Source organism: Bradyrhizobium sp. Unk1 (genome assembly GCF_059512345.1).
Genome location: NZ_JCAMOP010000033.1, coordinates 14,672 through 40,735, shown reverse-complemented (window position 1 = coordinate 40,735; position 26,064 = coordinate 14,672). Strand labels below are relative to the sequence as shown.

Annotated in this window: 25 protein-coding genes and 3 pseudogenes; 14 read left to right on the top strand and 14 right to left on the bottom strand. The window is 61.5% G+C overall.

Annotated elements, in window-relative coordinates; genetic code table 11:
* Positions 1-393: 393 nt before the first annotated feature.
* Positions 394-822 carry a CBS domain-containing protein gene (locus AC5ZFO_RS33710; protein WP_496123070.1) on the top strand — a complete coding sequence of 143 codons (429 nt, stop codon included), beginning with the start codon at positions 394-396 and terminating at the stop codon, positions 820-822.
* Between the two features lie 483 nt (positions 823-1,305).
* Here AC5ZFO_RS33710 and AC5ZFO_RS33705 read toward each other — a convergent pair whose 3' ends face one another.
* Positions 1,306-1,653, bottom strand: a complete 348-nt coding sequence (locus AC5ZFO_RS33705) for a hypothetical protein (RefSeq protein WP_496123069.1) — start codon at positions 1,651-1,653, stop codon at positions 1,306-1,308.
* A gap of 222 nt (positions 1,654-1,875) precedes the next feature.
* On the opposite strand from AC5ZFO_RS33705, the gene AC5ZFO_RS33700 reads away from it, so the two are divergent.
* The 7 genes and pseudogenes from AC5ZFO_RS33700 to AC5ZFO_RS33670 all read left to right on the top strand — a co-directional run.
* Positions 1,876-2,073: a hypothetical protein gene (locus AC5ZFO_RS33700; protein WP_312016811.1), complete on the top strand. Its 198-nt coding sequence runs from the start codon at positions 1,876-1,878 to the stop codon at positions 2,071-2,073.
* Positions 2,074-2,733: 660 nt separating this feature from the next.
* A pseudogene (locus tag AC5ZFO_RS33695) lies at positions 2,734-2,865 on the top strand (CoA transferase); the annotation flags it as partial.
* Positions 2,866-3,227: 362 nt separating this feature from the next.
* On the top strand, positions 3,228-4,229 hold the full coding sequence (locus AC5ZFO_RS33690) for a glycosyltransferase family 2 protein (protein WP_496123068.1): 1,002 nt from the start codon (positions 3,228-3,230) through the stop codon (positions 4,227-4,229).
* A gap of 6 nt (positions 4,230-4,235) precedes the next feature.
* Entirely contained in the window at positions 4,236-4,919 is a 684-nt protein-coding gene (locus tag AC5ZFO_RS33685) for a class I SAM-dependent methyltransferase (RefSeq protein WP_496123067.1), read from the top strand.
* Positions 4,920-5,642: 723 nt separating this feature from the next.
* On the top strand, positions 5,643-6,614 hold the full coding sequence (locus AC5ZFO_RS33680) for a fatty acid desaturase family protein (protein ID WP_496123066.1): 972 nt from the start codon (positions 5,643-5,645) through the stop codon (positions 6,612-6,614).
* A complete protein-coding gene (locus tag AC5ZFO_RS33675) occupies positions 6,611-7,612 on the top strand; it encodes a class I SAM-dependent methyltransferase (protein WP_496123065.1) in 1,002 nt (333 codons plus the stop codon). The genes AC5ZFO_RS33680 and AC5ZFO_RS33675 overlap by 4 nt, the downstream gene beginning before the upstream one ends.
* A gap of 185 nt (positions 7,613-7,797) precedes the next feature.
* Positions 7,798-7,984, top strand: a pseudogene (locus AC5ZFO_RS33670) (CoA transferase); the annotation flags it as partial.
* Between the two features lie 92 nt (positions 7,985-8,076).
* Here the strand turns inward: AC5ZFO_RS33670 and AC5ZFO_RS33665 are convergent.
* The 6 genes from AC5ZFO_RS33665 to AC5ZFO_RS33640 all read right to left on the bottom strand — a co-directional run bounded on the left by AC5ZFO_RS33665 (position 8,077) and on the right by AC5ZFO_RS33640 (position 13,382).
* On the bottom strand, positions 8,077-8,349 hold the full coding sequence (locus tag AC5ZFO_RS33665) for a hypothetical protein (RefSeq protein WP_245285670.1): 273 nt from the start codon (positions 8,347-8,349) through the stop codon (positions 8,077-8,079).
* Between the two features lie 60 nt (positions 8,350-8,409).
* The gene (locus AC5ZFO_RS33660) at positions 8,410-9,273 is read right to left on the bottom strand and encodes a leishmanolysin-related zinc metalloendopeptidase (RefSeq protein WP_496123064.1); all 864 of its coding nucleotides are present in this window, start codon (positions 9,271-9,273) and stop codon (positions 8,410-8,412) included.
* Between the two features lie 389 nt (positions 9,274-9,662).
* Entirely contained in the window at positions 9,663-10,043 is a 381-nt protein-coding gene (locus tag AC5ZFO_RS33655; RefSeq protein WP_496123063.1) for a hypothetical protein, read from the bottom strand.
* A 92-nt stretch (positions 10,044-10,135) separates the two neighbouring features.
* Entirely contained in the window at positions 10,136-11,650 is a 1,515-nt protein-coding gene (locus AC5ZFO_RS33650) for a tripartite tricarboxylate transporter permease (protein ID WP_496123062.1), read from the bottom strand.
* Between the two features lie 9 nt (positions 11,651-11,659).
* Positions 11,660-12,202, bottom strand: coding sequence for a tripartite tricarboxylate transporter TctB family protein (locus AC5ZFO_RS33645; protein ID WP_496123061.1), 543 nt, complete (start codon positions 12,200-12,202; stop codon positions 11,660-11,662).
* 205 nt (positions 12,203-12,407) lie between these two features.
* A complete protein-coding gene (locus AC5ZFO_RS33640) occupies positions 12,408-13,382 on the bottom strand; it encodes a Bug family tripartite tricarboxylate transporter substrate binding protein (protein WP_496123060.1) in 975 nt (324 codons plus the stop codon).
* Between the two features lie 411 nt (positions 13,383-13,793).
* Here AC5ZFO_RS33640 and AC5ZFO_RS33635 point away from each other — a divergent pair, with 411 nt between their 5' ends.
* Positions 13,794-14,384 carry a prepilin peptidase gene (locus tag AC5ZFO_RS33635; protein ID WP_496123059.1) on the top strand — a complete coding sequence of 197 codons (591 nt, stop codon included), beginning with the start codon at positions 13,794-13,796 and terminating at the stop codon, positions 14,382-14,384.
* Between the two features lie 105 nt (positions 14,385-14,489).
* Here the strand turns inward: AC5ZFO_RS33635 and AC5ZFO_RS33630 are convergent, their stop codons facing one another.
* The 4 genes from AC5ZFO_RS33630 to AC5ZFO_RS33615 all read right to left on the bottom strand — a co-directional run bounded on the left by AC5ZFO_RS33630 (position 14,490) and on the right by AC5ZFO_RS33615 (position 19,208).
* Complete coding sequence (locus tag AC5ZFO_RS33630) at positions 14,490-15,287, bottom strand: enoyl-CoA hydratase/isomerase family protein (protein WP_028156590.1); 798 nt, start codon at positions 15,285-15,287, stop codon at positions 14,490-14,492.
* A 58-nt stretch (positions 15,288-15,345) separates the two neighbouring features.
* Entirely contained in the window at positions 15,346-16,545 is a 1,200-nt protein-coding gene (locus tag AC5ZFO_RS33625; protein WP_496123058.1) for a pyridoxal-phosphate-dependent aminotransferase family protein, read from the bottom strand.
* A gap of 124 nt (positions 16,546-16,669) precedes the next feature.
* A complete protein-coding gene (locus AC5ZFO_RS33620; RefSeq protein WP_496123057.1) occupies positions 16,670-17,953 on the bottom strand; it encodes an MFS transporter in 1,284 nt (427 codons plus the stop codon).
* 52 nt (positions 17,954-18,005) lie between these two features.
* Entirely contained in the window at positions 18,006-19,208 is a 1,203-nt protein-coding gene (locus AC5ZFO_RS33615; RefSeq protein ID WP_496123056.1) for a pyridoxal-phosphate-dependent aminotransferase family protein, read from the bottom strand.
* Between the two features lie 133 nt (positions 19,209-19,341).
* Between AC5ZFO_RS33615 and AC5ZFO_RS33610 the strand changes: the two genes are divergently transcribed.
* The 5 genes from AC5ZFO_RS33610 (at position 19,342) to AC5ZFO_RS33590 (ending at position 24,675) form a co-directional block, all read left to right on the top strand.
* The gene (locus AC5ZFO_RS33610) at positions 19,342-20,079 is read left to right on the top strand and encodes a GntR family transcriptional regulator (RefSeq protein WP_496123055.1); all 738 of its coding nucleotides are present in this window, start codon (positions 19,342-19,344) and stop codon (positions 20,077-20,079) included.
* 103 nt (positions 20,080-20,182) lie between these two features.
* Positions 20,183-23,158: an FAD-binding and (Fe-S)-binding domain-containing protein gene (locus AC5ZFO_RS33605; protein WP_496123054.1), complete on the top strand. Its 2,976-nt coding sequence runs from the start codon at positions 20,183-20,185 to the stop codon at positions 23,156-23,158.
* Positions 23,151-23,579 (top strand): GlcG/HbpS family heme-binding protein, encoded by a 429-nt coding sequence (locus AC5ZFO_RS33600; RefSeq protein ID WP_282524628.1) that lies wholly within the window; start codon positions 23,151-23,153, stop codon positions 23,577-23,579. The genes AC5ZFO_RS33605 and AC5ZFO_RS33600 overlap by 8 nt, the downstream gene beginning before the upstream one ends.
* Positions 23,580-24,283: 704 nt before the next feature.
* Positions 24,284-24,502, top strand: coding sequence for a hypothetical protein (locus AC5ZFO_RS33595; protein WP_496123053.1), 219 nt, complete (start codon positions 24,284-24,286; stop codon positions 24,500-24,502).
* 89 nt (positions 24,503-24,591) lie between these two features.
* Positions 24,592-24,675: a hypothetical protein gene (locus tag AC5ZFO_RS33590; RefSeq protein WP_496123116.1), complete on the top strand. Its 84-nt coding sequence runs from the start codon at positions 24,592-24,594 to the stop codon at positions 24,673-24,675.
* Here AC5ZFO_RS33590 and AC5ZFO_RS33585 read toward each other — a convergent pair.
* The 3 genes and pseudogenes from AC5ZFO_RS33585 to AC5ZFO_RS33575 form a co-directional block, all read right to left on the bottom strand.
* Positions 24,648-25,037, bottom strand: a pseudogene (locus tag AC5ZFO_RS33585) (MFS transporter); the annotation flags it as partial. The gene AC5ZFO_RS33590 and the pseudogene AC5ZFO_RS33585 overlap by 28 nt on opposite strands.
* A 61-nt stretch (positions 25,038-25,098) precedes the next feature.
* Positions 25,099-25,737, bottom strand: a complete 639-nt coding sequence (locus tag AC5ZFO_RS33580) for a LysR substrate-binding domain-containing protein (RefSeq protein WP_496123052.1) — start codon at positions 25,735-25,737, stop codon at positions 25,099-25,101.
* The gene (locus AC5ZFO_RS33575; RefSeq protein WP_496123051.1) at positions 25,728-26,015 is read right to left on the bottom strand and encodes a helix-turn-helix domain-containing protein; all 288 of its coding nucleotides are present in this window, start codon (positions 26,013-26,015) and stop codon (positions 25,728-25,730) included. The genes AC5ZFO_RS33580 and AC5ZFO_RS33575 overlap by 10 nt, the downstream gene beginning before the upstream one ends.
* Positions 26,016-26,064 lie beyond the last annotated feature (49 nt).

Below are 26,064 nucleotides of genomic sequence, written 5' to 3'. Positions count from 1 at the left end.
CTCGTGCAGCCAAAGACCGAAACGCGACAACTTGAAGCAACAGCGGGAACCTCTCGACCGGAAAGAAGGTTCCAGACTGCACGGTGAGCGTATAGGAGGCGCTCGTGGCAATCAGAAGCGATCCGAGCAGCATCACAACGCTGGCCATCGTGCTGCTGTTCTGGCCGGCGATAGACCGGCTGCTGGGGCGCGTCGGATGGACGCGGCGAGCGAAACCCGCGTCTAGCTAGAATCGGAGATTTGGGGCTCCTCTCGACTGGCTTGGCGCTTGGCGACTTGGCCGTCAGCAGCTGCTGCTCAAGCGCTCGATCCTCACGGAGAAGATCGCGCGGCGCGGCCAGCATGTGGTGCGCGAATACGGTATCGATCCCTTAGCGCGTCAACGAAGTGATGGTGACGGACGTCGATACGCTGCCCGGAACGATGACGGTCGGCGAAGCGATGTCGTTCTTCTCCGGGGACGAGCGGCGTCACAAGTCCTACCCGCTGATCGATGCAGGAGGTCAGGTCTCGGGTCTCGTGGGCCGCGCGGACGTCTTGCGCTGGCGCGCGGAAAACGCCGACGGTCGCGACACCTTGTTCGACTGCGCATCGGATCGCTCGCTCACACACGGCTATCCCGGCGAACCGCTGTCGCATCTTGCGGATCGGATGGTTCTGGCCGACGTCGGGCGCGTGCCGATCGTCGAACGCGCGACCGGGCATCTCGTCGGCCTGGTTGCCCGCAAGGATATCCTGCGCATTCGAGCCACCGCAAGGTCCGTCGAGAAGCAGCGCTCGGCCTTCATCGGCCTTGGCGCCGCAGCCCGTCAGAAAAGGTGACCGCCCTTAACGAAGTGCGGCTTTAGACAGCGGATGCGCCTCGCCGACGATGTCATACAACTCTCTTTGCAAGTTCGTATCTTGCTGATAGCTATCCGGCGAGGAAGAAGGAGCCATAAACGCTGTGTAGCAGACCCAAGCGAGCCGTGTTCCCTGCCAAAAGCTCGTCTTAGCAAGAGCAAGAGCCGTTCCAACGGCAATTACAGCGGGAGCTTGTTGCATGCGCTAATCATTCGTGAGTTGCCCATACCGGACGCTGCAGAAATACTGACCCGGCTATGGATCCCCTGTTGCTAATTGTCGGCGTTGTGGCCATTTTGGCTGTTGGCGCCACGTTCGCGGTAATCACCTATTTCGATGTTAGAGCTGAGCGCAGGCGCCAACGGTAAGGCCGCCTCTGTTCATTTCGGTTTTTGGCTGTTCAATGCTCGCATGATTCCGATACGGGCAAACATCGTCGGGCTGGCGCTTTCGCCACCAGGATCAGTGCTGCATCGCGGCTTGCCATTCCGGCGCGGAGCGCTCTTTCGTCGGTAGCGTGGCGATGTACTCGCCGGCGTCGAGCAGCGGGCACCAGTACGCGATCACCGATCCTGGTCGGATCGAACGCCACGCCAGCTCCGGCTGGCGAGTTTTTATCGCTGACGCGGAACCCCGCCGAAGGCCCGTCAGTTTTATTGGACGGGCGATTCCTTTGCTGAGAGGAGGTGCGTCATGGACTGTCTCAGCCTTGTCATACCGGCCATTATTGGCATACTGGCGGGTTTGTTCTTCCTGGGCCACAGTAATATTGATCGGCGGAGACGGTGACGCAATCACCCGGGTCCGCATGATATAGAGGACCCGCCCGTTCGCGCTGGGGGCTTTCTTTGCACGCCCGGCAAACTCCCCGTTGACGCGGCCGAGAAGGCTGTCACATCACTTTGACAGACAGGTGCCAGTTTGGCAGACGCTGGGATTTCAGAGCCCAGACCGGAATACGCGGCGAATGCTGCCGAGCGAATATATTCCGCTTGTGCAGCGTTCGGTATCCTCTCATTTCGGGAGTTCGGCGTGTTTGATGCTGAAATAACTGCGCTGCTCAGGGCGGTGCTCGAGGAAGTTTGCGAAAATATTCCTGTAAGCGAGACGGGCGCCAGAGCGTACGTTGCCTCGAAGCTGCTGGATGCCGCAGCACACGGACAGCTCTCAACCGACGCGTTGAAAGCGGCGGGCCGCAAGGCCCTCGACCCACCAACGATGTGGCCCTGATTATCCACTCATCACTCGATCACATCGTATTCGAATGCGACGCCGTCAAAAGTGCTTTTAGGTCAATGTTGCTTTCTTTTCGCATGCAATTAAGCGCGATATGGAATACCACAGGTTGTACAAGCAGGGGACGCTTATGGATTGGGCGGAACGAACTTATCTGTTCAGCTTTGTCGTGCTGTCGATCTTCAACGCTTTGGGGGTGGCAACAATCGCGAGTAGCGCAATCCAACCGAACGACACGCAGGTATGGATGATTTTATCGCTGTGAGCCGGGCATCAAGCAACTGCGCTCAACACAACGGCCTTTTCTTTATGCTCAGAGTAGCCGCCAGCACCGCTGCCAATAAAACCCAGCCGACGATATGAACGATAGTCATAGAACCGTACCCTAAAGATTATCAGGGTAGTGCCTTGGCCCCGAGAAAGGTTCAAAATCTTCGTGTCATCGCTGGCGCGTGCGGTCGCTAGTTCGTGACTGGAATCAGGGGCTTTGAACGCTGGTCGGTGGAGTGGAAGCCTTCTGGCGGAAGATCGATCTGATCGTCTATGGCGGGCTCGCCGCCGTTCTTGCCTCCCAAGGCGCCGCCTCGATCCGCCTCGCCAAGAAGAGCGGCAGACTGCCAGCTCATGGTCGAGCCGACCAAACCGTTTGACCAGGACTCCCAGAATCTGCTTCGCAACAAGCGGGTGCGACGCTGAACCTTAAGGACGAACACGGGCTCGCCGTGCTCAAGCGCCTCGCGGCCAAGGCGGACGTGGTGGTCGAGAATTTCCCGCCCGACGTCTAGAAGAAGCTCCGCATACGATCAATCCGGGCATCGTCTAAGGCAACCTCCCCCCTTCGGCTAGGACGGCCCCTATCACAAGCGGCCGGGCTTCGATCAGACCGCGCAGGGCACCGAAAGACTAAGGGAGGCGGGCGGGCGTCGTCCGAGTCCGCTCACGACAGGGGCAGTCTCGCATTGGGTAAAACGTTGGATGCCTGTCCGTTCGGGGCCGCCCGGCCCGACCGGATAAGCCTTCTTGGCCCTCCATCCCGGTTTTCACAAAAAAAGAGCCTCCGTTCGGGCCGTTCCTAGTTGTTCATGCAAGGCTGCTTTAACCACAGGTGTTCTAGATTTCAGCCCATTCAAAGCGGAATGGACCCCCTAATGGCAATCGATTCCCAGCCGGTCAGTTACAGCATCATTGTCCCGGTTTTCAATGAGGAGGCCGTGCTGCCGGTCTTGCTGCGCCGGCTCGACCAGCTGCTGACCCGGCTCCGTGGGACGGCGGAGGTCATCATCGTGGACGATGGCAGCAGCGATTCCGGCCCCATCGTGCTGGAAGCTCTCGTCAAACGCGATCCGCGCTACCGCTTGATCGGCCTGTCGCGCAATTTCGGCCACCAAGTCGCTATTACCGCCGGCATGGACGCGGCGCAGGGCCAAGCGATTGTGGTTATGGATGCCGATCTGCAGGACCCGCCTGAGGTCGTGGAGCAACTCATCGCCAAATGGGAAGAAGGTTACGAAGTCGTCTATGCGCGGCGCCTGTCGCGCGCTGGCGAAAGCCGGTTTAAGCGCTCGACGGCCCATCTGTTCTACCGGATACTCGGGCGCATGACCTCGGTTCGGATTCCGGCCGACGTCGGTGACTTCCGCCTGATCGATCGCAAGGTGCTCGACGCGCTGCGCCAGATGCCGGAGCGGGACCGCTTCGTGCGCGGCATGATCGCCTGGCTCGGCTTCCGGCAGACTGAAGTGACCTTCCATCGCCTTGAGCGCGCGGCCGGCGAAACAAAATATCCTCTGCTCAAGATGACCCGTCTTGCGTTGGCTGCAGCGCTCGGCTTTTCCGATGTGCCCTTACGCCTGGCAATCTGGTGTGGGCTCGCGGTGTCGTGCCTGGCGCTCCTCTACGGCGGCTGGGTGCTTGTGCTGTGGATGAGCAAGGACAGCCACCTGGTTGCCGGCTGGTCCTCGACCATGGTAGTCATATCGCTCCTATGCGGACTTAACATGCTCATGACGGGCATCGTCGGGCTCTACATCGGCCGCATTCATGCCGAGGTGAAACACCGTCCACTCTACGTCGTCCAGAAGCGGTTGGGCTTCGATCGCGCCCAGGCTGCGCCGGCGAGCGCCGCAGCTCACGCCATGCACGAATGGTGAGCCCACATGAGCGAGCTCTTCGACCAGTACCGCAGCAATTACCGGGACGTCGTCCAATCATCGATCGACTTCTCGGGCCTGCCCCACAGCTTCTTCATGCGCTCCAAAGCCGACCTCCTGCGCGACCTGACCGCGCGGCGTCTCGGATCGGCAGGACCCGCGATGCTCGACGTCGGTTGTGGCGTCGGCAGCTTTCATCCGTTGCTGCGCGGCATGGTCGGCAGCCTGACCGGCATCGATGTTTCATCGGAGAGTATCGAGCAGGCGCGCGCCGACAATCCCGGCGGCGAGTACCGCGCCTTCGACGGCAGGAGCTTTCCCTTCGACGACGACAGTTTCGATATCGTGACTGCGATTTGCGTGCTGCACCACGTCGCGCCTGCCCAATGGACCAACTTCATCAATGAGATGCGGCGCGTGGCGCGCCCGGGGGGCCTTATCTGCATCATCGAGCACAATCCCCTCAATCCGCTTACCCGCCTTGCCGTTGCGCGCTGCGAATTCGATCGCGACGCCGTGTTGCTCAGCGCTCGCAAGGCACGGAGATTGATGGCGGCTAGCGGTTTGCAGAAGATCGGCGCGCATCATTTCCTACTGTTGCCCTGGGAGGCAGAGCCGGCACGCCGCGTCGAGGGCGCCTTGAGGCGTATTCCGCTCGGCGCCCAATACGCCGCCTTTGGTACCGCCTGAACTATTTCTACAACACATCCAACCGCCGATGGGCGACCGCCACATTGTCGCTGAAGATGCATTGCCAGTCCGGCGGGCAGTGGAGCAGCGTCACCCCCGGCGTGTCCAGCTCAAGCAGTGTCGCATCAAGCTTTCAAGAGCCAGCGCTCCAATTCCTAGTAGCATAAGAACGGCTTCCAGCATGACGAATCAAGCTCCGTCCGCGAATAGGATATTCGGCGCGAAAGCCGGGATTAACCAAACGTCTTCCTGCACGGGACAGGGATCGGCGGCGCTCTCTGTAAGGACCTCGCCGGCTTCTGAGCTGTAATTCCAGATTTTCATAGCGAGTTCTCAGTACTTGATCCACGCAAACAGCGCGATATTGCGCGGCCGCGGCTCGGAGCCGCCGAGCCCACCGTTAACGCCACCGCTCGCGCCGGTAGTCGGCGACTGCGCGATAGCCGTAGCGCCACCAGGCGAATTGTAGAAGTGAGACGGTGCGCAACTTGGTATCGGCGTCGAAGGGTCGGTCATGAGTTGCTCGATTAGAGGTTGCGAATTAGATCGTCGCCCCGCTGGCGGAATCTAATAATCCATCGGTTTGTTGCGCCCGGCTGCCGTTCGCTGTCCGTTCTCGAATGGAAATATTAACCTGACCTCTTCAACTTGAGCCAGACGGGGGCGAAACCAATGACGCTCGGCGCACGCTCAGGCGGCGAACCATCTCCGGGGTGACGGCAAATGATCGATAGTAAAGATGACTATTCGCGAAGGTTTCAGGAACTAAGGCCATTTCTCGTAAATGACGAAGGTCTCAGATACGCGGACTTCATCAAGACGCTGACGCCCAACTATACGAGGCTCTATCTGGATATTGCGCTCGGCTACTTTGCGCTGATTGTTACTTTTGCGCTTGTCCGCGCCGTGCCCGTGGAAATGGACTATGGACTGCTATTTACTGTGGTTGCTGGTGCAATCTCTATTGGCTTCTGGATCGCCTACCTGCAACTGTTCCTTCATGAAGGCGCTCACTTCAATTTCGCCCCTGATAGAGGACAGAGTGATTTTCTATGCAACATTCTGGTTGCTTGGATGATAGGCACATCTGTTCAGCAGTACCGCATCACCCATTTTCAGCATCATCGCGCGCTCGGCAAAATCGACGACAGCGAATCGACTTATTTCTCCTCGCTTAATCTGGCATTTCTAATCAAGGCTCTGTTTGGCGTCCGAGTGATGGAAGTGCTGCGGTCGCGCACCGAACTCGAAGCTAAAGCCAAGAGGGTCGATCGAGGCACATGGGTCAGGCCCATGGGTCTCCTTGCGCACATTGCAATCGTCACGATTTCTTTCTTTTCTCGCGAGCTACTTTTTTGCGCCGCGTGGGTCCTGGGGACCGTGATGTTTTTCCCCCTCTTCGGCGCTCTTCGCCAGTTGCTGGAACATAGAGACCCCTCTGCGGATCCATGTGTCGATTACAATGAGCATGATCATGGCGCCTATACGAGGGTGTTTGGACCCGGCATATTCGCATCGGTATTCGGAGCCGCGGGATTCAATCGCCACCTACTGCACCACTGGGAGCCGCAGGTTTCCTATACCAACTTGCATGAAATGGAGGCATATCTCCTCAAGACGGAGTTAGCATCGGTTATCGAGCAGCGTCGCTCCACATATCTGAAAACGTTCCTCAGTCTCTTCAGGTTCACATGACCAAAATAACGTGCCCGATTTGTGCCGATGGTTCTGTGCGTCATTTCGCGAAAGCCACCGACGTTGAGTATTTTACATCCGGCAGGCTCTTCGATTTCTACCGCTGTGACAGCTGCGATATTCTGTTCATTTACCCGATGCTGTCGGATCGGCTGAATGAAATCTATCCATCCAACTATTATTCGTTTCACGCCAATGCAGCCGATACCTTGGCACTACGCTTCAAGAAGCGTCTTGACGACAGGGCTTTCCAAGCAATCACCAAACAACTCAATGGAGAACGCCTGTCTGCATTAGACGTTGGAGGTGGAATCGGTTGGCTCCTCGACGGGCTGAAGAGAGCCGATTCCAGAATTGCTGATACAACCGTCGTAGACATTGATGCTGGAGCGGCCGATGTCGCCCGCGCCAAAGGTCACAACTTTCACCTCACGCCTATTGAAGGCTTCGAGACTGAAAAAACGTTTGACTTGATCTTGATGCTAAACCTGATCGAGCACGTTCCAGATCCGATCCAGATACTGAAAAAGGCAAAGAGCCTGCTTTCTCCTGGTGGTCTCATTTGGATTAAAACGCCCAACTACGACTCGCTAGACGCTCGTATTTTTAGATATCGTTCCTGGGGAGGATATCACACGCCTCGACATTTTGTTCTCTTCACCAAAGCTAGCTTCATTCGTCACTGTGAATCCGCGGGCCTTCATGTTTTGAATTGCTCGTATACGCAAGGCGCCCCATTCTGGACCGTAAGCGCTATTAACGAATTAAAGCGCGTTGGCCTCGCAGAGGTGTCAGCTGCACGGCCATCGCTGCAGAACAGCCTTACTCCCTTTTTTCATCTGCTTTTTGCGGCGTTCGATTTTGTCAGGATGCCTTTCTCTAAGACGTCGCAGATGAATTGCATCCTCACGGCCCAATCATCCATTTCTGAGACATCATCGGCAACACCGATTTCGAGGGCGAAGTTGGGGTCAAGCAGGATTTCTGGCGGTGCGTGATCAGGTCGCTCCAACAGGAATCACGCGCGGGCCGGACGGTAATCTGAATCCCGGCTCCATATGAATGCCATGGCTGAGAAGACTCCCGACGCTGCCTAAAAGAGCTGCGAGATCTGCGTGCAAGATCATCCGTTTGGCGAGAATTCTCCGACCTCTCTCAGCCATTACCCCGCGCAAAGACCTGCGCTCAGGACGTGCCGAACGACGAGGACCGCCACATTCGACTGGTCGGGCCAACCCGTCACGCTGTCGCGCACGCCGAGCAAGATGGTGGCGCGGCCGCCGGAATTCAGCGAGCAGACCGACGAGATCTTGAAGGAGCTCGGCCTCAGTGCAGACGAGATCGCGACGCTGCGGAACGCCAAGGTGGTGCGAAGAACGGCCGCATATCGACAGCCGGCGTTTCGGATCCGGATCGCCGCGGGGGTCACCATCGGCCGCGCATTGACGGCTTACGCAACCATCTAGATCTTGCGCAAACCGTCGAAGCGCGTGCCGACGTAGCGGCCGGCAGCATCGACGACACGACAAAGCTCGCCGCCGTCATGGTAGAGCAGCACGACCTTGGCTCCCGCCTCGAACTGCCCGGTCGGTGGGTCGCTCGGCGCGCCCTGCGAGGCATAGAAGGGCTGCGATCTCGCCACCTCGTGGGTGAACTGGTTGGGCGGCGGCGAGATCAGGCAGTCCGACGGGATCAGTGACGAATCTGGAAGCACGATCGCTTCCGGTCGCTTCATGCCCTCCATGATCCTGTATCCCTGAATTCCCGAGGAGCCTTGCTTGGCAAAGAGTTAGCCTTAGGGGCCAAGGCTCTCCTCGGGCAACGTGATCGGAATCCGCGGGAGCACGATGCCTCTTGCCTTTTCAGCATGCGCGGCAACGAGCCCCGCCTCAGCCATATGGAGATGATCAGGTAGCTGATACGGCTGGGCAGCGTCCATGTTCACCTGATAGCCGAGATCCTGCAAGCTTGCTATCGTCACCCGACTCATCGGATTACCGCCCACGTTGACGAAGCCGGTCATCAGCTCTGCACCGAACACGGTGTCGCGCCAATGCGAGTCCACCGTCCCCTCCCCGCCCGTGTTTTCGACGGGAACGGGCAGCGACCCCGCGGAACCACGGAGCTTGCCGTATTCGCGCATGGCGTTGGCGCCGTTGAATGTCGGATTGTTCGGGTGAGTCCTCTTCAACAATTTCTTGTTCGTCCAGATCGTCCCGATGCCGATCACGTGCCCCATCTCGTGCGTGATGACGTCGTTCAGGGTGCCGTCCGCCTCCATCGCCGCGAGGTCGGCCGTATCGAATTGCATGTCGCCTGTCGCCGGCAGGAACGCAGCAGCTCCCGCATTCTGCGGGCGCAGGCGGTTCGGTCCTGCCTGACCAAGAATCCTCCCGGGACCGTCAATGTCGGTGCCCTGCGCCGTGATACGCAGGTTATTGATCCTCTCGCCACCGACAATGACATCAGGCAGATCGCCGACGATCGCGTGTGTCCAGCGGTTCGCAGCAAGCTTGAAGGCGGCCTTCTGCTTGGGCGTCAGCCCGCCCAGGAACCGAACTTCGATCGTGTAGCCTCCGGGAGCTGCAGCGGCGGCCGCGTGTGGAATCTCCTCGCCCTTCCGGGCTCGATAATGCTCAACTGCCATGATGTCCTCCAAAAAGAACAGATCAATGAAGCTCTATCTACGCTTGTATCCTGATGCTGATTAACGTCGCTGACAAGCGCGGGAAGCGTCACAGGCTCTGACCGTTTCACGATGAAATAACGAAAGCCCGGCGTCACCGCCGGGCTTCGATTCATCGTCACCGCGATCACGAGGACCAGATCAGGGATGCATGCTCGGCTATGTTTGGCGGGGGACGCGCGACCCAGAAACAAGTGCCGCAGTCGGTAAATTTTCGCCAGCTTCGCTCTCCCGATTTGAACGGCGGCAGCTTCGCTCAGGTCCTGGTCGGGCCGGCCCAACCCGACGACCCGCATCGCGCCGGCACGGAAAACGTTGCAAACACCAAAAGCCCCGGCGAGCCGGGGCTTTTGCATTTCACGTCATCGCTGAGCCCTGCGATTCTCGTTCTTACTGCAATCCGGTCGGATTGGTCGTGCTGCCGATTGGCGTGATCGTTCCGCCGGCACCGTTGTTCGTGAAGCGATTGTTCGAATGCGAGTTGACCGTGCCGGACACGCCGGTGCTGTTGAACGAATGGTCGTTGTTGGACAGTTGACCGATCCGCCGACTTGCTTGATGCCGATCGTGTTGAAGGAAATCGTCGTGGCGTCAATGTTGATGCCGCGGCCCGAGATGGCAATGCCGGCAACCGAGTTGCTTGACACGACCGAATTGCTGAGGTGAACGGCGGCGCCGGCACCCACGCCGATACCGCTGGCCGCGCTGATCACCTTGACGTTGCTGAGCGTCGCCTTGATCAAGCCCGCAGCCGCGCTTGCAATCGTAAAGCCGCTGCCTCCCAGATCCCGTGGTGTTCACGACGTTCAGCGCTCCAGTTTCCAATCCGCTTGGGTCAAGCGGCAGGCTTCGCCCGCCGCGGCCATCCGACGCAGCGCAGCAAGCGGTCGATCACAGGCCAAAACAACAGCACGATCGCCAAGGTTGTGATCGAGCCGACGAGGCCGTTCGACCAGAACACCTTGAGGTTGCCGCCGGCCCCGATCATCGACAGGCGGAAGGCATCCTCGGCGCGGTTGCCGAGCACGAGCGCCAGAGTGAACGGCGCGAGCGGGATGCCGATCTTCTTGAAAATGTAGCCGACGACGCCGAAGCCCAGCATCAGCCAGATGTCGAACATCGCGTTCTGGATCGCATAGGCGCCGATCGCGCAGGACACCACGATCATCGGCGCCACCGCGGCGAACGGCACCCGCAGGATCGAGGCGAAGATCGGCACCGTCGTCAACACCAGCACGAGGCCGACGACATTGCCGAGATACATCGAGGCGATCAGGCCCCAGACGAAGTCCTTGTGCTCCACGAACAGCAGCGGACCCGGATTGAGTCCCCACACCATTAACCCGCCGAGCAGGATCGCGGCCGTGCCGGAACCGGGAATGCCGAGCGCCAGCATCGGCAGCAGCGCCGAGGTGCCGGAGGCATGCGCTGCCGTCTCCGGTGCGAACACGCCCTCGATGCGGCCCTTGCCAAAGCTCTCGGGATCCTTGGCGAAGCGTTTTGCGAGGTTGTAACCCATGAAGGAGGCCGCGATCGCGCCACCCGGGGTGATGCCGAGCCAGCAGCCGATGAAGGAGGAACGCAACAGCGTCACCCAGTATTTCGGCAGGTCCTTCCAGACGCTGAGCACGACGCGGAGCGAGATGCTTGCCGCGTGTCCGCGCAGCGCCAGCCGCTCCTCCATCGTCAGTAGGATCTCGCTGATGCCGAACAGGCCGATGACGGCAACGAGGAAGTTGATGCCGCGCAAGAGCTCTGACGAGCCGAAGGTCATGCGCAGATTACCCGACACCGTGTCCATGCCGACGCCGGCGAGCAGAAGGCCGAGCGACATCGAGATGACCGTCTTGTGCTTGGCCTCGCGCCCCAATCCGACAAAGGAGCAGAAGGTCAGCAGATAAACCGCGAAGAACTCGGGCGGGCCGAACTTCAACGCAAAGGACGAGATCATCGGCGCGAGGAAAGTGATCAGCAGCACCGCGACCAGCGAGCCGATGAAGGAGGACGTGAACGCCGCGGTCAGCGCTTCCGCCGCCCTGCCCTGCTGCGCCATCGGATAGCCGTCGAACGTGGTCGCGACCGACCAGGCCTCGCCCGGGATGTTGAACAGGATCGAGGTGATGGCGCCGCCGAACAGCGCGCCCCAGTAGATGCAGGACAGCATCACGATCGCCGAGGTCGGATCCATCGTGAAGGTGAGCGGCAGCAGGATCGCAACGCCGTTGGGGCCGCCGAGCCCGGGCAGCACGCCGACGAAGATGCCGAGCACCAGCCCGACCATCATCAGCGCGAGCGTCTTCCACGTCAGCAGGACGGCGAAGCCATGAAGCAAGAGACCGAACGCTTCCATCGTGAGCGCCTAGTGGCCGAAGGCCGCTTCGAGCGGCCCTTTCGGCATGATGACGTCGAAGGCGATGTCGAAGGTGACGAACATGATCGCCGTGAACAGGAAGGCAGTGAGCAGCGCCTTCCACAGCGCGATCTTGCCGACGAGCCGCATGAAGCCTGCGATCAGGAGAAAGCTCGCGACGTAGAGGCCGAGGAACTGCATCACCAGGCAGAACAGCAGCGTCGGCACGAACACCGCCATCACACGGCGCGCTTGCGCACGCGTGACGAAGCTTTCGGATGCCGCGCGGTGCGCCACGAAGGCCGCAATCAGGCCATAGAGGCTGCCGCCACCGAGGATGACGGAGAGATAGAACGGGAAATAGCCGGGCTCCGGCCCGGTCGAATCCCAGGAGGCGCCGGTGCGCCAATTGTCATAGCCGAGCGTTGCGGCCAACGCGAGCAACAGCAGGCAGACGAATATCTCGATCGTGCCGGAGGAGACGACGGAGGGGGAGCCGTCTTCAGGTGCGGTCGGATCGTCGACGACGATTTCAAGATCGGTTTGGGACATGAGCTGCTTTGCAAAAGCCGGGAATGATGTCACCTCGCCCCGCTTGCGGGGGAGAGGCAGAGGCCGCGTCCGCGGCCGTTTTCTAGAACGCCGAAGCGCCGGGTGAGGGGACTCTCCGCGAGTCCGTCTGCCACTCTCTTCGGGGAGGGAGCCCCTCACCCCTGCCCTCTCCCCGTAAGAACGGGGAGAGGGAGAAGAGAGACGGCTACTTCGCGACGAATCCGGCTTCCGTCATCAGCGACTTGTTGGTGGCGTCGTCCTCCTCGAGGAATTGCACCATGTCCTTGCCGGTGAGGAAGATCGGCTTTAGCGCCTGCTTTTCCATGTAGTCCTTGTATTCCGCGGTCTGCGTCACCTTGTGGAACAGATCGACATAGAACGCCTGCTGCTCCGGCGTGACCTTGCCGGGCAGGAACATCGCGCGCAGCATCAGATACTGGACGTCAACGCCCTCCTCCTTGCAGGTCGGGATGTCGGCCCAGGATTGCGTGTCCGTCACCTTGCTGGTGTAGGAGATGCGCTCCTTGTCGAACACGCAGAGCGGACGCACCTGGCCGGCACGCCAGACTTCGAGATTTTCGCTCGGGTTGTTGACGTTGGATTCAGTGTGGTTGCCGACGAGCTGGCTCGCTGCCTCGCCGCCGGACTTATAGGGCAGATAGGAGAATTTTGCGCCGGTCTTCTGCTCGAGGAAGACGGTCAGCACGTGATCCTCACGCTTGGAGCCGGTGCCGCCCATCTTGAACGGCGAACTCGCCGCCTTCGCGGCCGCGACGAATTCCTTCACCGTCTTCGGACCTGCGCTGTTGTTCCACAGCACGAACTGGTCGAGCGCGATCACCGAGACCGGCGTCAGCTCGCGCCAGTTGAACGGGATCTTCGCCGACAGCGGCAGCATGTAGATCAGCGAATAGGCGATCAGCGCCTTGTTCGGGTCGCCTTCGCTGGACTTCATGTACATCAGCGCTTCCGCGCCCGAGGCGCCGCCCTTGAGCGAGACGACAATCGGCTGCTTCATCAGATTGTTCTTCTGAATGGCGGCCTGCATCATCCGCGCCATCTGGTCGGAGGCGCCGCCCGCGCCTGCGGCGACCACGATCTCGACGGGCTTGGTCGGCTCCCAGCCGGCAAAAGCTGGCGCGCCGCAAAGCGCGGTGGCCAGCGTGATTGCGGCCTTCATTCCATGTCTCACGCGCATCTTCCCTATGTTCTTGTTCGGATTGGCAATTCGTGAAGTAATGCGAATTGCATTGTGCGGGCGAATGCCGGCCAGTTCAAGCGGGCCGGTGCCGCTCCGCTTATGACTTTGGAATGAGATCGATTGCAAGCAGGACCGCTGAAATCTCGGGACCGGAATAGCAGTCGAGCGCCCAAATAGACGCTGCAGTTTGGGATTGCCCTTACGAAAGTTCGGGAATTACCTGCTGTTTGGCGGTGAAAGATAATTTGTCACAGCTTTGTGCCACAAAGTCCGCGAGACCATTGGACGGATGGGTCGGCGTGCCAGATGCAACCGATATGATCACTGGTCCCAGTTACTTCAGTGAAGAGCGGGCGCATCGTTTCCTCATTTCGCAGATGCCGAGAGCCTATGGTCTATTTCAATCGGAATTCCACTGGTCGAAAACCAGAAGTAATTCAAAGCACTTTGGCATTCGCTGTTGTCGTATTCGCGCTCGTTGTCACGAGCCTCATGATCGCGCCGGGCGCGGATGGGCTGTTAGGTGCATACCTCGCCGCCTTAATGCTCGGCATCGCCTGTAACGACGCCCGCCACTATCGCATTCCAAACGAGCTGACCGCCGCGGCTTTCGGAATTGCCTTGTTGCGCGAAGCAATCTTACCCAATGCCAGTGCAACATCGATATTTTGGCCGGTCTTTCGCGCCTCGGCGGTAAGTCTGCCGTTGTTTTTTCTCTTGTTGTTCTACCGTTACTGGCGCGGCCGGGACGGATTGGGACTTGGGGACGTCAAGCTTGCCGCGGTTGCCGGTGCCTGGCTCGAACTCCCAACGGCGGCTGCGGTGATCGAATTGGCCGCACTTTCAGCGATTGTCGCCTACACCGCCAACGCTGTCGTGCGACGGCAGTCGCTACGAGCTACGGCCCTCCTGCCGTTCGGAATTTTTATGGCGCCAGCGATTTGGATCGGTTGGCTGAGCGAACAATTGCCTTTGCCCTAGGCGTATTTCTGGCCGGGTTGACCTTGTGGCGTTGCAAGGTCGGTGCCTCGGCGGTCCCGCGGCCGCGAGTTGAACGATCGAGACGCGGAGACGTAGTGTTGCGCGCTACTTGCCCTTCCAGTTCGGTGTACGCTTGTTGAGGAAGGCGTCCATACCCTCGCGGAAATCTTCGCTCATATAGGCCTTGAGGATCAGGTCCTCGCCCTCTTCGCGCGACAGCGTGCGGCGGATGCGGCGCACCGCCTCCTTGGTCGCTTCCAGCGTGAGCGGCGCATGGCTTGCGACGAGCTTTGCGGTCTCGTCGGCACGGCGCTGCAGCGTCTCGACGTCGGGCACGACCTCGTTGAGCAGGCCGAGCGACAGCGCTTCCTGCGCCTCGACGAGGCGCGCCTTGAAGATCAGATCCTTGGTGCGGGCGGGACCAACCAGCGAGACGACGCGGCTGATGTTGGACATCGACAGGCAGTTGCCGAGCGTGCGTGCGATCGGAAAGCCGATGCGCGTCGTCTCGGTACCGATGCGAAGGTCGCAGCAGGCCGCGATGCCGGCGCCGCCGCCGGTGCAGGCTCCCGCAATCGCCGCGATCACGGGCACACGGCACTGCTCGAGCGTGCCGAGCACGCGGTCGATGCGGGCCTCGTAGTCGAGCGCGTCCTGCGCGGTCTTGAAGGCGCGGAATTGAGAAATGTCGGTGCCGGAGGCGAAGGCCTTGTCACCGGCGCCGGTCAGGATCAGCGCCTTGATCGAGCGATCGGCGTTGATCTCCTGGCAGATCTCCGCCATGCGGTCATACATGGCGAAGGTCATTGCGTTGCGCGCCTGGGGGCGGTTGAAGGTGATCCGCGCGATGCCGTCCTGGACGGAGTAGAGCAGGTCTTCGTTGGTCGTCGTCGGTGCGTTCATCGCGCGCTCACTTTCTGAGTTAGTTCAGGCCACCTGAGCCTTTAGGCCACCTGAGCCTTCAGGCTACTTGAGCCTTGGCCATCGGCACCGCATCGCGGCCCTTCAGGACGTCCATGGCCGCCAATACGCCGCCGCTCCGGTGCGGAATCTTTGCAAGATCCAGGCCCATCTCGACGCCGGCAAGCGTGCCCATCAGCATCAAATCGTTGAAATGGCCGATATGGCCGATGCGGAACACCTTGCCCTTGACCTTGTTCAGGCCCGTGCCGAGCGACATGTCGAAGTTTTCGAGCACCACCTTGCGGAAGGCGTCGGCGTCGTGTCCATCGGGCACGCGCACGCCGGTCAGCGCCGGCGAGTGCGCGGCGGGATCGGCGCACTGCGTCTCCAGGCCCCAGACCTTGACCGCGGCGCGGGTCGCGGCGCTGTGGCGCTCGTGGCGGGTCCACACGTTCTCGAGGCCTTCCTCCTCCAGCATCTTGACGGCCTCGCGCAGGCCCATCAGCAGATTGGTGGCGGGCGTATAGGGGAAGGTGCCGAGCTTGTTGAAGCTGATGACTTCCTGCCAATCCCAATAGGAGCGCATGCCCGGATTGGCTTTGGCCACGGCGAGCGCCTTCTCCGAGACGGCGTTGAAGCCGAGGCCCGGGGGCAGCATCAGGCCCTTCTGGGAGCCGGCGACCGAGACGTCGATGCCCCAGGCATCGTGCTCGTATTCCATCGAGCCGAGGCCGGAAATGGTGTCGACCATCAGGAGGGCCGGATGCTTGACGCGGTCGAGCAGCTTGCGCACTTCGAGCGGCGGCGTCACGCAGCCGGTCGAAGTCTCGTTGTGCACGACACAGACCGCCTTGATCGTGTGCGGCTTGTCGGCGGCAAGGCGCTGCTCGATCTCGGCGAGGTCGGCGCCATGGCGCCAGTCGCTCGGGATGAAGTCGACGTCGAGCTTGAACTTGTCGGCGATGCCGCGCCACAACACGGCGAACTGACCGGTCTCGCACATCAAAACCTTGTCGCCGGGTGCGAGTACGTTGACCATCGCCGCTTCCCAGGCGCCGGTGCCGGACGAGGGGAAGATGATCACGGGCTGCTGGGTGCGGAACACGCGCTGCATCGCGGCAAGCGCGGCAAAACCGAGCTCGGCGAACTCCGCACCGCGATGGTCCAGCGTCGGCATGTCCATCGCCCGCAGCACCCGGTCGGGCACATTGGTCGGTCCTGGAATCTGTAAGAAATGCCTTCCAGTGTGCACGGTCATCGGCGTCCTTCCCGGTCTAGCCTTGGTTTTGATGGGCGCCGAATAGCACCATTTGACCGGCTTGTCCCCTCTCCTAAGGGCGACTCCCATGCATTACCGGCGGCCCTCGCCCGGCCGCGCTTCCCTACTCCGCGGCCACCACCTTTCCGGAAGGCAGGCGCCCCTCGGCCCCCGTGAACGGGCGCTCCGGATGCATCAGGAAGGCGGAGAAGCCGCCGAGCAGCAGCAGCCCCATCGACATCAGGAACGGCAGGTACCAGTTGCCGGTCGCGTCGATCACGAAACCGGCCACGAGCGGCGACACGATGGCGGCGAAGGCCGAGCCGGTGTTCATGAGTCCCGAGGCGGTGCCGGAGTATTTCGGGGCGATGTCCATCGGGATCGACCACATCGGGCCGATCACCAGTTCGGCGCAGAAGAAGCCGGCCGACAGGCACAGCGCGACGATCGTGATGTCGTGGACGAACAGGATCGGAAACAGCGAGAGCAGCGCCCCCGTAAATCCCGCAACAGTGACGCTCAGCCGCGCCAGACGGACATTGCCGGTGCGATCGAGGATCTTGTCCGAAAGCACGCCGCCGACGCTGTCGCCGACAACGCCGGCGAAGAACACGCCGGAGGCGAACAGCGCCGAGTTCTTGATGTCGAGATTGTAGTTGTTCTTGAAGAACAGCGGCAGCCAGTTGAGATAGAGCCACAGGCACCAGCCGTAGCAGAAATAGGTCAGCGTCACCGGCCACATGCGGCCGAGCAACGGCCCCCATGGCACGCGCGGCCGCTCGCCGGTCGGGCGCGGCGGCAGCGCGGCAAGCTCGGCCTCGGTGATGGAGGCGTGCTCCTTCGGCTCGTTGCGGAAGTACCAGACCCAGACGACGCCCCAGACCAGGCTGACGAAGCCAAGCACGACGAACGCGCCGCGCCAGGTCAACCAGAGGATCAGCAGCGCCACCACCGGCGGCGTCACGGCATTGCCTAGCCGGGCGAAAGAATGGGTCAGTCCCTGCGCAAAACCGCGGCGGTTCGCGGGCGTCCAGTATTGCATCGCGCGCGTTGCCGTCGGAAAGGTCGCGCCCTCGCCGAAGCCGAGCGCGAAGCGCGCGGCGAACAGTGCGGCAAGACCGTTGACGAAGCCGGTCGAGATGGTTGCCGCCGCCCAGATCATGCCGCACCAGAACAGCGTCTTGCGCGGCCCGAAACGATCGCCGACCCAGCCACCGATCACCTGGAACAGCAGATAGGGATAGGCGAAGGCGGAGAAGACGAGGCCAAGCTGGGTGTTCGACAGACCCAGCTCCTTCTGGATCTCGCTCGCGGCGGTGCCGATGTTCACCCGGTCGACATAGGTGATGAAATACATCGCGCACAGCATCGCCAAGACGACATGCGTGGCCTTGAACCGAATTCCCATCTCCACCCTCCCGGACTGCTTTTTCTGATTGGCCTTGCGTCTCCCGCGCGACCTAAGTGCCGACCACTTTCAGATGCGGTGAGGCATTGCCCTGCGGGCGCTGTTCCAGCACCTTCATCGCGGCGTCGACACCGCCGGAGCGATGCGGCACGCCCGCAACCGACAGGCCCATCTCCACGCCGGTGAGCGCGCCGAGCAGCGTTAGCGCGTTGCATTCGCCGAGATGGCCGATGCGGAAGACTTTTCCGGCGACCTTCGACAGGCCCGAACCGAGCGACATGTTGTAATTGTCGAGCACGATCTTGCGGAACTGATCGGCGTCGTGGCCCGGCGGCATAAACACCGCGGTGAGCACCGGCGAGAACTCCGAGGGCTCCTGGCAGAGGATCTCGAGGCCCCAGTGATTGACGGCGGCACGCGTCGCGGCAGCCAGCCGCTGATGGCGCGCGAACACGTTGTCGAGCCCCTCTTCGAGCAGCATCGCGATCGCCTCGCGCAGGCCGTAGAGCAGATTGGTCGCCGGTGTATAGGGGAAGAAGCCGTTGGCGTTGGGCTTGAGCATCTCCTCCCAGTCGAAATAAGAGCGCGGCATCTTGTTGGTCTTCGCGGCGGCGCGCGCCTTCTCCGAAATCGCGTTGAAGCCGAGACCGGGCGGCAACATGAAACCCTTCTGCGAGCAGCTCACGCTGACGTCGACCTTCCATTCGTCGTGGCGGTAGTCGACCGAGCCGAGCGAGGAGATGGTGTCGACCATCAGCAGCGCCGGGTGACCAGTGCGATCAATCGCGGCGCGGATCTCGGCGATACGGCTGGTCGCGCCCGTCGAGGTCTCGTTGTGCACCACCATCACGGCCTTGATCGCGCGCGCTTTGTCGTCGCTGAGCCTTGCTTCGATCACGGCCGGGTCGGCACCACGGCGCCAGTCGCCGGGCACGAAATCGACCTCGATGCCGAACCGCCCCGCCATCTGCCGCCACAGGGTGGCGAAATGGCCGGTCTCGACCATCAGTACCTTATCGCCCGGCGACAGCGTGTTGACGATCGCGGCCTCCCAGGCGCCCGTCCCCGACGAGGGGAAGATCACGACCGGGCCCGCGGTCTGGAAAATTGTCTGGCTGCCCTCGAGCACGGCGCGGCCGAGCTCACCGAACTCGGCGCTCCGGTGGTCGATAACCGGCATGTCCATGGCGCGCAGGACGCGCTCTGGGACCGGGCTCGGGCCTGGAATCTGAAGGAAATGGCGACCTTGGTGCATGAAAACCTCCCTGGCGACGGACTCTGGCCTGCTTCAGAGACAATTTTGCATTCATTTTTTGTCATTTCAATTGAATTTTGGTATTCGATTGTGAACATCGACGCGATCAAACAGGCAAACTATTGTGCTGCAAATGAAATCCACGATTCCCGACACCGGGGTTCCGATCGCCCCACCCGCCCCAAATGGCGGCGACCGCCAGGAGGCTTCGCTGCACGGCGAGATCCTGCTGCGGCTGCGCGACTACGTGGTCGAGGGCAACATTCCCGACGGCGCGCGCGTTCCCGAGCGACAGCTCTGCGCGATGCTCGGGATCTCCCGCACGCCGCTGCGCGAGGCCCTGAAAGTGCTCGCTTCCGAAGGGTTGATCGAGCTTCTGCCCAACCGCGGCGCGCGCGTCCGCCAACTCAGCCAGCGCGACCTCGAGGAGCTGTTCGACGTGATGGCGGGGCTGGAGAGCCTTGCCGGGCGCCTCGCATGCGAAGCCATTACGGATGAGGAAATCACCGCGATCGAGCAGCTGCATTACGAGATGTACGGGCACTATCTGCATCGCGACATGCACGGCTATTTCCAGACCAACCAGCGCATCCACGAAAGCATCGTCGCGGCCGCACGGAACGAGACGCTGAAGACCGCCTACGCCAACTTCGCAGGCCGCATCCGCCGGGTCCGTTACTCCGCCAATTTCGCTCGCAAGCGGCAGCGCTGGGCGGAAGCGATGCGCGAGCACGAGGCCATCCTCGACGCGCTGCGCCGCCGCGCCGCCAGCGAGCTCAGCGACATCCTGTTCCAGCACCTGCGCAACAAGCGGACGGCCGCGATCGAGCACCTGACCGAGTCCCAAGAGGACGTGCCGGCCTCGCCCTGAGGGGCGGCCGACTTGCTCATTTTGAATTCATAATATAATCGGTCGTGAGAAATAATGAATACTCAGCAAGGCTGGGCCTCGCTGGGCCAATCCGGGACCAGGGATGACAAACGCCTCCTCGCTCGAACGGCGCCTGCGCGCGGAAATGACCGGCGACGTCCTGTTCGACGGCTTCAGCCGCGGCCGCTATGCCACCGACGCCTCGTTCTACCAGATCATGCCGGCCGGCGTGGTCGTGCCCAGGACCATGGACGAGGCCTTGCGGGCACTGGCGATCGCCCGTGACGAGGGCCTGAAGGTCACCCCGCGCGGCGGCGGCACCTCGCAATGCGGCCAGACCGTCAATGACGGCCTCGTGGTCGATCTCTCGAAACACCTCAACCGCATCCTCTCGCTCGATGTCGCGGGCCGCACCTGCGTGGTCGAACCCGGCATCGTGCTTGACGATCTAAACCGTCAGCTCAAGAAACACGGCCTGTGGTTTCCGGTCGACGTCTCCACCGCCTCGCGCGCCACCATCGGCGGCATGGCCGGCAACAATTCCTGCGGCGGCCGCTCGCTTCGCTACGGCACCATGCGCGACAACACCCTGTCGATGGAGGCGGCGCTCGCCGACGGCACGCTGGGCCGCTACGGTGAGGTGTCGCGCGACCTTTCTGATCTCGATGCGAACGACGGCGCGCGCACCCTGTTCCGCGACATGCTCAATCTCGGCGCCCGCGAGGCTGACGAGATCGCCGCGCGCTTTCCAAAGGTGCAGCGCCGGGTCGGCGGCTACAATCTCGATGCGCTGACACCGCGCAATGCGCGCAACAACATGGCGCATCTCCTGGTCGGCTCCGAAGGCACCCTCGCCTTCACCACCAAGGTCGAGCTGAAGCTGTGGCCTGTCATCCGCAACAAGGTGCTCGGCATCTGTCATTTCGGCAGCTTCTACGAGGCGATGGACGCCGCCCAGCACCTGGTCAAGCTCAAGCCGATCGCGGTCGAGCTGGTCGACCGCACCATGCTCGCGCTCGGCCGCGACATCGCGATGTTCCGGCCGATCATCTCCGCCGCCATCAAGGGCGATCCGGATGCCGTTCTGGTGGTCGAATTCGCTGAAGAGGACCAGGCGGACAATCTGGCGCGCCTCAAGCAACTCGGCGAATTGATGGGCGATCTCGGCTTCGGCTGGAACAACGACAAGCGCAAATGGGGCGGCGTGGTCGAGATCACCGAGCCCGCACTGCAAAGCGGCATTGCCGATTTCCGCGCCGCCGGCCTCAACGTCATGATGTCGATGAAGCAGGAGGGCAAGCCGGTCTCGTTCGTCGAGGATTGCGCCGTGCCGTTGCCGCACCTGGCCGACTACACCGCGCGCTTGAGCGAGGTTTTCGCAAAGCACGGCACCAGCGGCACGATGTATGCGCATGCTTCCGAGGGCTGCCTGCACGTACGGCCCGTGCTGAACCTGAAGCTGGAGAAGGACGTCAAGGCGATGCGGGCCATCGCCGAAGAAGCCTTCGCGCTGGTGCGCGAGTACAAGGGCTCGCATTCCGGCGAGCATGGCGATGGCCTGGTGCGCTCTGAATTCCACGAGACCATGTTCGGCGAGCGTCTCGTCGCCGACTTCAGGGAGGTGAAGCGGCGCTTCGATCCCGAAAGCGTCCTCAATCCCGGCAAGATCGTCGATGCACCCCGGATGGACGATCGCACGCTGTTCCGCTTCAAACCCAACTACCACGTCAACGAGCTGAAGACGAAGCTGGATTGGTCCGCCTATCCCGGCGCCGGCGGCGGTTTCCAGGGCGCGGTCGAGATGTGCAACAACAACGGCGCCTGCCGCAAGCTCGAGGGCGGCGTGATGTGCCCGTCCTACCGCGCCACGCGCAACGAGAAGGACGTCACCCGCGGCCGCGCCAACAGCTTGCGGCTCGCCATCTCCGGCCAGCTCGGCCCCGACGCGTTGTCCTCCGACGAGATGATGGAGACCCTAAAGCTGTGCGTCTCCTGCAAGGCCTGCCGCCACGAATGCCCGACCGGTGTCGACATGGCCAAGATGAAGATCGAGGTGCTCGCCGCTCGCGCCGCGTCCCATGGCCTGACTCTCCGCGACCGCCTGGTCGGCTACCTCCCGCGCTATGCCGGACTCGCATCGCGCTTCGCGCCACTCGCCAATTTGCGCAACCGCAGCCCGCTGCTGCGAAAGCTGTTCGAGCGCTTTGCCGGCATCAGCGCGCGCCGCGCCCTGCCCGCCTTCCGCAGCGACGTGTTCGTGCCGCCCGCGGAAGCGGTCGGGCCGCAGACCGGCCGCGAAGTCGTGTTGTTCACGGACACCTTCAATCGCATCTACGAGCGCGAAAATCTCGACGCCGCGCTCCGCGTGCTCGCGGCGGGCGGTTATCGCGTGCACCTGCCCAGGCCGGCGAGCGGCAGTCGCCCGCTCTGCTGCGGCCGCACATTCCTCTCAGCCGGTCTCGTCAACGAAGCCAGGGCCGAGCTCGACCGCCTGGTGGCCGCGTTCGCGCCCTTTGCCGCCCGCGGCGTGCCGATCGTCGGCCTCGAGCCGAGCTGTCTGCTGACGCTGCGCGACGAGCTCGCTTCGCTGCGCAAGGACAAGGATGCCAAGACCGTCGGCGCCCACGCGCTGACTTTCGAGGAATTTTTGGTGCGCGAGGCCGAGGCCGGCCGGCTGCAACTGCCGCTCGGCACCGTCGCCGACAAGGCTGTCGTGCATGGCCATTGCCACCAAAAATCCTTCGGCGCCTTCAAGCCGGTCGAGCAGGTGCTGCGCCTCATTCCGGACCTGAAGGTCGAGACCATCGAATCGAGCTGCTGCGGCATGGCCGGCGCGTTCGGTTACGGCGCTGACACCTATGATGCCTCGATCGAGATGGCCGAGCTGTCGCTGCTGCCCGCCGTGCGGCGGGCAGACCAGACTACACTCGTCGTTGCCGACGGCACCTCCTGCCGGCATCAGATCCACGACGGCGCCCAGCGCGAAGCGCTTCACGTCGCACGCGTGCTGGCGATGAGCCTCGACCGCGCCGGAGCAAATTCCACTTCTCACACTAAAAAGGAAACCAGCCATGGCTGACCTCACGCTCGACACCGCCCGCAAGATCCTCGACGCCGCTTTCGCAAAATCCACCGAGCTGAAGCTCAAGCCGCTGGTCGTCACCATCCTGGACGCACGCGGCGTGCTCAAGATCGCCGCGGCGCAGGACGGCACCAGCCTGATGCGCGCCGAGATCGCCCACGGCAAGGCCTATGGTGCGCTCGCCATGGGCATGGGCTCGCGCGCCTTGTTCCAGCGCGCGCAGGAGCAGGCCTATTTCATCGATTCCGTGAACACGATTGCGAAAGGCGCGCTGGTGCCGGTCCCCGGCGGCGTGCTGATCATGGATGGCGCAACGCTGCTGGGTGCCGTCGGCGTGTCCGGCGACACCTCCGACAATGACGAGGCCTGCGCGCTGGCGGGCATCGAGGCGGCCGGGTTGAAGGCGAACGCGGGTTGACGCTCGTCCACGCGCCTCAGCGGCTGCGCTCGCGCAGATTCTAAGGATTATGCCGCCGTAAGGCCATTTGTCGGGGATTCGAGTCGCTAGAGCGCTACATTGCGATACCCACTATCGCAAGAACGCTGTTTTCTTACCGAAGAGCAGCCTAACTCCTGAAATAGCGTCCTGTCAGCGTGCCAAGAGCCGCTGCTTTGGCAGGAACTTTAGCCAACAATGCGGCTCGCAGTAGGTTCAAATCGGGGAGGCGCAACCACCGATACCGACATTCGATTCACGTTGCGATCTGACCAACTACGGCACATGCGTCCCGAACGCAGTAAGTGCCCTCTAAGCTATTGTTATTTATCGACATGGCAGTCTTTTCTGTCCCGTTTTGTTGACGGCCGTTACACCCAATTCCTTGCGATTTCGTTGCGGCGTTCTTGAAGAAGAACGGAGCTCGGGCACGGTTAAGCAGTGGCGAATGCGCGGCGGGCCGATGTTAATCGATGGGAGGGGCACCCTCGCGTGCTGTTACCCCTGGTAGCTGGGCCGCCGCTTTCGCTGATGTGTCGGGGGTTCGAGCCACGGAGCGCTAGCGCCTTTCCCAGCAGCCAAAGGTACGATACCTCGTCCAGTCCTAGGTATGAGTTAGTTAGTGAGCCTGCTGACCGGTGTGCCTCCAAGCGATGTCGGCGCCGACCCAGGAGCTCGCTGATAGGATGGCGAAGACGTACAATCCCTATTTCTTTCACACTCCGCTGCGCCGAGGCATCGCGATGCCGAGCTACGCGTTCACATTTACGCCGGCCGAAATTCCCCGCGGCCAGGTCTACCAATTCGTTCTCAACCACGTCGTAACGACTCGCGACACCATCGAGCTCGTGCGCAGCGGGATGATCGACCCGCCGAGCGGAAGGAGAGAGAGCGTCAATGCCTAAGCCCAGTGAAGTCTGCCATCACGTCCGCTCCAAGGGCCGGGCCGTTCTGGGTCACCGTCGACCCGTACTTCGATGGCGAGGAAACATTCATGCGCTATCGCGACACACTGGCTCTGTCGCCGCAAACCTTTGCGCGCCTGTTCGGCACCAACCGCATGACTTCCGTCAAATAGACGATCATCGCGCCATTGTAGCAGCCGTAGATCAAGCTTAACCATAGCTCGATACCAGCAAGGCACCAAACGAGGGGGTTTTCGACGAGCCAAGCCAGGATCGGATAGGCGCTGATGATCGCAAGAAGGGTGCAGGCAATCAAGATCGGGCGGCGACCAATTCGATCCGACACAGCGCCACTCACAGGCAGCCAGAAAAGGTTCGAGGCCCCGACACAGATCGTGACGACCATGGCCTCGAGATCGGTCAGATGAAGAACCTTCCGTCCGAAGGTCGGCGTGTAGACTGTAATGAGGTAGAACGAGACGGTAGTCATCAGCACCATCATCATGCCAAGGACGACAATACGCCAATTTTGCACCACCTGAAGATATGGGCAGCGGCGAGATGACGGCGACGCTCCAGGAAGACCTCGGTTTCCTTCAGTGAGCGGCGAAGGAAAAACACCAGCGGAATGATAGCGCACCGATCAGCAAGGGAATGCGCCAGCCCCAGGACTGCATGCTTTCCGAAGGCAGCATTGAAGTCAGAGTGGCGCCAAGAACAGCCGCGAAGATGAGGCTTCTGGTGACGACGATGTCCGGCATGAGTCTGACGAGGCGCGGTTCCTTTTTGGCCGAGAAGAACGGCAACAATGCGATGCCCTTTCCGCTGGCGACTGCATTTTGTTGGACTGCCATGCTGGTCGACCGAAACACGACATGATCGGGCACTAACACGTCCTGCAGCCATTGCAAGGGTTGCACCGCGATGAGATCGTCGACATAGTCGACGAAGTCGTGGCATTGCAATTCCTCGATCGTCTTGGGCTCTCCCTTCTGACCGATGTATTTGGCAGATGCGAACAGGCCGAGCTTGAATTCGCCGACGTTTTTGACCGAGAGCTTGGGTCCGATCAGCGGCACGAAGCTGATACAGATGTCGGCTTCACGCTTAGTGAGGTTGATCAGGTGGCGCTCAGTGACCAGCTCCACCACCACCCCGGGATGCCGCGCGTTGAAGTCCGCGAGCTTTTCCGCGAGGTAAAAGGCCGAAATGCCCTCGATGGCGGTCAGCCGCACCCTTCCGCTTGGCTCAGTGGGGGCTGCCCGAAACTCCTCGGCAATTCCAAGCGCCGTCCCTCGATCTTTTCAGCGGCCTGATAGTCCTTGTGGCCGTCCTCCGTCAGAACGAACCCGTCGGGCTTCCGATCGAAGATCTTGATCCCAAGATCGCGCTCCAGCTCGGCGATCCGCCTGCTGACGGTCGTGTGATCGACCTTCAGGCGCCGCGCTGCGGGCATCAGCCGCCCTGGCCTGGCGAGCTCAAGGAAGAACTTCAGATCGTTCCAGTTGAACATCGTTCTCTCGAACTTTCTGCGCCAACCGGGCGGCCATCGCGCTTTCGAT